Consider the following 6000-nt stretch of genomic DNA (forward strand, 5'->3'; position numbering starts at 1 on the left):
GGCGGTGAGTTACAACGCTCACCCTTCATCGGGGCCAGCCGGGCTGTTGATGGATCGATGAGCAAGCTCTCGGTTGCGGGTGTATTGTCGAATTATCTCGGTTTTTATAATTGACAATATGCGGCCATCTCTGTCACTTTATTGATGGGAGCTTTAGGGAGGCTCGCAAGGAAAATTATGAATTGCTTAGGCCCGCGCCGTCTTCCCGGCCGGCCCGTCCTATTCGTATGCGAGGAGATACTGGTGAGCGATATCGGAGTAGATTGGGAAGCGCGTGTCGACTGGAATCGGATACGCGCAAAGCGCATTCAAAGCGCGGTCAAGTCGATGAAGGAAGAGGGGATAGGCGCCCTCATTGTCCAGCGAATTGAGAATTTACGCTTTCTTACATGCATGAGGCCATTCACCAGCCTAATCTACTATCCCAGATATGCTGCGGTTCTCTTCGATACCGGGCATGTTTGCCTCCTTACGGAGGGCGGTGACTATGAACTGGCCAAGCGCTGCATGCCCTGGATCGATGATCTGCGCATATGGCCCTATGACCGCGACGAGGCAATTGAAAACGTCAGCAAGTTGTTCACGGATAGAAAGTTTTCGACAGGTCGCCTAGGCTACGATGATGTAACGTCCCCCGCAGTTCTCTTTGGCTTGAGCAAGAAATTCCCTGGAGTTGAGTTGGTGGATGCCAACAAGACCCTTGGTCGCGCGCGGCTGATAAAGGATCCGGAGGAAATTAAGGTCATTAAGGGCGCCGCCCAGATTGCCGAGATCGGCATGCTGGCAGCGCGCGAAAGCATCAAGGAAGGTGTCAAGGAGAGCGTCATCGCCTCGGAAATGGCGCGGGCGATGTTGGCGGCCGGGGCGGATGCTCTGGTGACGCATCCGCAGGTCTCCACTGATGCTCTTCGCCGGATGGCTACCGACAAGAGGCTTCGCTATGGCGAGGTCGTCCTGATAGACATCAATGTTGGTTACAATGGATATGTGGGCGACTTTGCTCGCACCTTCGCAGTGGGTCAACCTAGTGCGGCGCAGCGCCGGATATTCCAGGTACAACGCGAATGCTTGGAGACGGCGGTTAGCTTGGTCGAACCTGGTGTTGACCCTCAGGTCATCCAGGACGCCGTCCGCGATATCGTGGTTAAGGCCGATCTCGAAAAATACTGGCATGGTTACATCACCGGTCACGGCGTTGGCGTAGGCATTGGGCCAATCGAGCAGCCGCTTATCGGTTCAACAATGGGTCCAGAGCGCCAGCTTCGGGAGGGAATGATCATCGCCTTCGAACCCGGCATCTTCGACCCAGCCATTGGTCCAATTCGCAATGAGGAGATGGTGCTAGTCACAGCGGAAGGGCGCGAGATCCTCACGCGGTTTGGCTTCTGCGAAAAGCTGTCCGCAAGCTGAATTTGCGGGGTAATAGCGTCGGCCTGCATTTACGTCGGTCGCGCTCAATATCTGCATGGAGATACCGGCAAGAGGTCACCGGGTCGCTTCTCAAGTGACTTGGCGAGGCGGGGTCTGCCAGCATGGTGGCGGTCGCCAATGGGATTACATCGAAGTTCAACGGGAGGATAAGCATGAATATAGCGGTAAAATTGAGTGCGGCTCTTTCGATAATACTAGCGGGTGGCGTGCTCGGAGGGGTAAGCTCCTCCTTCGCCGATCCCGACATCGGCGCCGCCAAGGCCAACATCGCGCGTCACCGCCAACTTCCAGCGTTTGAAGCGCCCGGCGAACCATTTAATGCTAAGCAGTGCATGGCCGGTAAAAAAATTATGGCCATGCCCGTCTCCAGCGCCAATCCCTTCAACAAAAACATCGTTCAGTCGATGGCCGAAGTTGCAAAGACGATTGGTTTTGAAGTGGTGGAATGGGAAAATCAAGGTCGCCCAACCCAGTGGGCTCAGGGTGTCGAGCATGCCGCAAATAACAAGTTTGACGCGGCGGTCCTCATCGGCGGAGTCAACCCTGCAGTCCTAGGCCCGCAGATCGCAGAGGCCAAAAAAGCGGGCGTACATGTCTATACCGCCCATATGTACGATACCTTGCAAACGCCAGACCCCTCCACAGAGCTTAACCTTAATGTCCGCTATCATCAGGCTGGCGAACTGCTTGTCGATTGGATGGTGACCCAGACCGACGGTAAGGTGAACGCGCTCATCATTGGATCCGACGAGGTGGTTCCGACCGCTGCCTTCGTCAAGGGAATCACGGACAAACTCGACCAATGCGGCGAGGGTTGCAAGTATTCATACGTAAATGCACCTATCCCGGAATGGTCGACCAAAGTGCAGCCAAGTGTCCAGTCTGCTCTAATTGCAGACCCAACCATCAACTATGTTGTTCCCATTTATGATAGTGCAAGCCAGTTTGTTGTTCCAGCGATAACGATAACTGGCAAGTCCGATCAGGTGAAAATTGCGACGTTCAACGGCACCCCTTTTGTACTGGATGAAATACGAAAGGGGAATGTCGAGATGGACATTGGCGAAAGTATCGGATGGATCGCACGCTCTATTCTCGATAGCAGCATGCGCAAGCTATGCGGTCTTGAGGCGAAAGACGAGCTATATGTGCCGTTTTATATTTTCGACAAGAGCAATGTGGAAACGGCTGGTGTCCCTGCAGCGTTCGACCAAGGTTATGGTGACTCATATCTAACCGGCTATAACAAGCTCTGGGGCTTGGAATGACACCGATCGTGAAAATTCAAGCGCCGGGCAAAATCCCGGCGCTTTCCATTCGTCATTTAACCAAGCGGTTTGGCGGAGCGTTGGCATTGAACGACGTCTCTCTGGATATCGCTCCCGGCGAGGTTCACGGACTGCTGGGCCACAACGGCTCAGGCAAGTCGACACTGATCAAGATCCTGGCAGGATTTCACACTCCTGAAGCCGGCGCGGAGATTTCGGTGAACGGCAATCCAATACCGCTCCCTATGTCTCCAACCGACCCAAGTCGGCTTGGCATTGCATTCGTCCATCAGCATCTTGGCTTGATACCAAGTCTGTCAGTTTTGGAGAATTTGCGCCTTTCTGCATTTTCGACGCAATCGCACTGGTCAATCAATTGGCGTCTGGAACGCCGCCGGGCGAACGAACTGTTCAAGCGCTTTGGACTTTCGATTGATCCCGGCGCACGCCTGTCCGAATTAACACAGGTCGAGCGGGCAATGGTTGCCATCGTTAGGGCATTCGATGGCCTCCAGAGCAACGCTGCTAGCACCCGGGGTATTCTAGTGCTAGACGAGCCGACGCCGTTCCTCCCCCGAACCGGCGTGAATCAGCTTTTCGATTTGGTGCGCGCGATAGTGGCGCAAGGCTCCAGCGTGATCTTTGTATCCCACGATGTGGACGAAATCATAGAGATCACTGACCGTGCAACGATTTTACGCGACGGCGTCGTTGCCGGCACCGTTGACAGCAAAGCCGCATCAAATGACGACTTTGTTGAGTTGATAATGGGCCGGCGCGTCAAAGTCTTTCAGACCAAGCATCGCGATTTCTCCGACCAGCCTGCCAGATTCAAGATTGAACGGCTTAGTGGTTCCATTGTCGAGGACGCGGCACTCGATATCCGCCGGGGCGAGATAGTTGGGCTTACCGGGTTGATTGGCTCCGGTTTCGACGAGATCCCCTATCTACTATCTGGAGCTGATCCTGCATCTGGCGGCATGGTGTCGATAGATGGCGTTACGCATCAAGTGAGGCAACTGACACCGCACTTCGCTATGAAGATAGGGCTATCGCTTTTGCCATCGGAACGGTTGGCACGGGCGGGCATAGGGGCCCTATCCGTGGCCGAGAATATGACGCTTCCTGTACTGGAGCGGTTCCGCACGAGGGGCTTTCTTAACTGGAAAGCAATCGAACGGTGGGCCAATGACCAGAATATCGCCTACGAGGTTCGGCCAAATCGACCAAAACTCAGGCTGCAATCCCTGAGTGGAGGCAATCAACAAAAGGTGCTGCTGGCGAAATGGCTGCAACTGAAGCCCATATTATTGATGCTGGACGAACCGACACAGGGTGTCGACGTGGGCGCGCGACAGAAGATTTACGAGGCCCTGAATGACGCTGCGTCTGCAGGGACCTCAATTCTTTGCGCAAGCACCGATGCAGAACAACTGGCGCAGATATGCGATCGCGTCCTGGTATTCGCGCGAGGCAGAATTGTCTGCGAGCTAACAGGCGATGAGATCTCGAAAGATTCAATTACCGAACAGTGCCTTCGAAGCGCCAGCATGAAGACTTCGACGGGAGGAAATCAGAATGACCGAAACAGCCGCACCAATTAATCCTGGCGTCGAAAAGAACAGAAGAGCAGGCGAAAGCAGCATATTGAAAATGCTTGAGGCATTCGCGCTGGTGATCGGAACCGCGGTGCTTATTGCGATTTTCGGTTACCTGCGGCCCGAGTCCTTCCTCTCTTGGAGCAACATTTCCACGATGCTCGGCTCTCAGGCCGTACTTGTTGTTTTGACCCTCGCGTTAATCGTGCCGTTGACCGCTGGCGATTTTGACCTGTCAGTAGCAGCAAATCTGACACTATCTGCAATGGTTTTGGCGGTCCTCAACGCGCAGATGGGCTGGCCGCTTGCAATCGTCGTACCCATTTCGCTTGCCGTAGGAGTTATTACGGGCTGCGTGAACGCGGGGTTCATTCTTTATTTCCGGATACCGTCTCTAATCGTAACGTTGGGTACGGGAACCTTCCTCAGCGGCATTGTACTCTGGATCAGCGGATCAATGACGATCAGCGGGATTTCGCCGCTGCTAATCGAGTATGTGATCGTAAACCGAATTTTCGGTGTGCCGCTTGCGTTCTATTATGCGCTGCTTCTATGTTGCATTTTATGGTATGTGTTTGACTACACCACAGTGGGACGGCGCATCCTGTTCGTTGGACGTGGCCGGGAGGTCGCTCGTCTCTCTGGTATTCGAGTGGACCGGATACGTTTCGCATGCCTAGTGGCTTCAGGATTTCTCAGTTCTGTCGCCGCGCTCATTTATGCGGGCACTATCGGAGCGGCGGATCCGCTATCTGGTGGCAGCTTTCTCCTTCCCGCCTTTGCCGCTGCATTTCTGGGCGCGACCAGTATCGTCCCTGGGCGCTTTAATCCTTGGGGTTCTTTGTTCGCTGTTTACTTTTTGGTTGTTGGCATCACCGGCCTTACAATTCTCGGGATACAGACATTCGTGCAAAACCTTTTCTATGGCGGGGCATTGGTTATTGCCGTGTCATTGTCACAGCTGGTGCGCAATCGCGAGCCTCAAGACTTCACTTGAAGAACAACAACTGGAGGCCTCGATTTACCGTAAGCGCGAATTTCCCGGCCCTTTTGCTGCTGAGTGCTCTGATGCAGAGGTGTCCACCTAAATAGGTGGACACCTTGTGATGGAAGACGATGATCAGAAACTGCGGGTGGGACTTGTCGGCGGGGACGGGCGACGCCGTTACGACCCCGCGTCGAGGGCCGTCTTGTCGGATCGCAACTCGCCAAACTGCGACTGCAATGTCTCGCGCGAGATCTCACCGAGATGCGCGTGTTTGAGGACGCCGTGCTTGTCTATGAAGAGAGTCGCTGGAAGTCCCGGTGCGCCGTAGTGGCGGCCAAGATCGCCGAACCGATCGAGAAGCACGGTATCCAGAGCTATTTCGCACTGGTTGGCAAAGATGAACTGGATGCCCTCGGCAGACGTCGCTGTCTTCGCCATCATCGGCATCTCGCGCCGGCAGGGCGGACACCAGGAAGCCCACAGATTGATGACCTTGGGTTTGCCGCCCGCGGCCAGCGCCTGTTTTTCGCCCGCCAGCGACTCGAAAGTCGAGGCGGGAAGCGCATTGGCAGCGGTGCCGCTGGAGAGCTGCCAAGCCGTGTTCCACACCACCAGAGCCAATGCCAAGGGAAGTAGCGCCATAGGCGCAGTCTGACGTTGCCCCCAAGTTTTATCCAGTTTTGAGTTCGCTCCAGCGGTTTTGGGTTGCTGTATT

General features: G+C 54.8%; 5 protein-coding genes. 4 read left to right on the forward strand and 1 reads right to left on the reverse strand.

The window, feature by feature from the left end:
* Positions 1 to 243: 243 nt before the first annotated feature.
* The 4 genes from ACLKMW_RS24230 (at position 244) to ACLKMW_RS24245 (ending at position 5294) form a co-directional block, all read left to right on the forward strand.
* Entirely contained in the window at positions 244 to 1410 is a 1167-nt protein-coding gene (locus ACLKMW_RS24230) for a M24 family metallopeptidase (RefSeq protein WP_415727089.1), read from the forward strand.
* A 173-nt stretch (positions 1411 to 1583) separates the two neighbouring features.
* Positions 1584 to 2699: a sugar ABC transporter substrate-binding protein gene (locus ACLKMW_RS24235; protein ID WP_415727090.1), complete on the forward strand. Its 1116-nt coding sequence runs from the start codon at positions 1584 to 1586 to the stop codon at positions 2697 to 2699.
* On the forward strand, positions 2696 to 4303 hold the full coding sequence (locus ACLKMW_RS24240; RefSeq protein WP_415727091.1) for a sugar ABC transporter ATP-binding protein: 1608 nt from the start codon (positions 2696 to 2698) through the stop codon (positions 4301 to 4303). Before ACLKMW_RS24235 ends, ACLKMW_RS24240 begins: the two co-directional genes overlap by 4 nt.
* Positions 4278 to 5294, forward strand: a complete 1017-nt coding sequence (locus ACLKMW_RS24245; protein ID WP_415727092.1) for an ABC transporter permease — start codon at positions 4278 to 4280, stop codon at positions 5292 to 5294. Before ACLKMW_RS24240 ends, ACLKMW_RS24245 begins: the two co-directional genes overlap by 26 nt.
* Positions 5295 to 5462: 168 nt before the next feature.
* Here ACLKMW_RS24245 and ACLKMW_RS24250 read toward each other — a convergent pair.
* Positions 5463 to 6000 (reverse strand): TlpA family protein disulfide reductase (locus ACLKMW_RS24250; protein ID WP_415727093.1); only part of this gene is annotated, 538 nt, incomplete at its 5' end.

It is taken from the genome of Borborobacter xinjiangensis, assembly GCF_047739745.1.
Taxonomy (GTDB): domain Bacteria; phylum Pseudomonadota; class Alphaproteobacteria; order Rhizobiales; family Rhizobiaceae; genus Pseudaminobacter.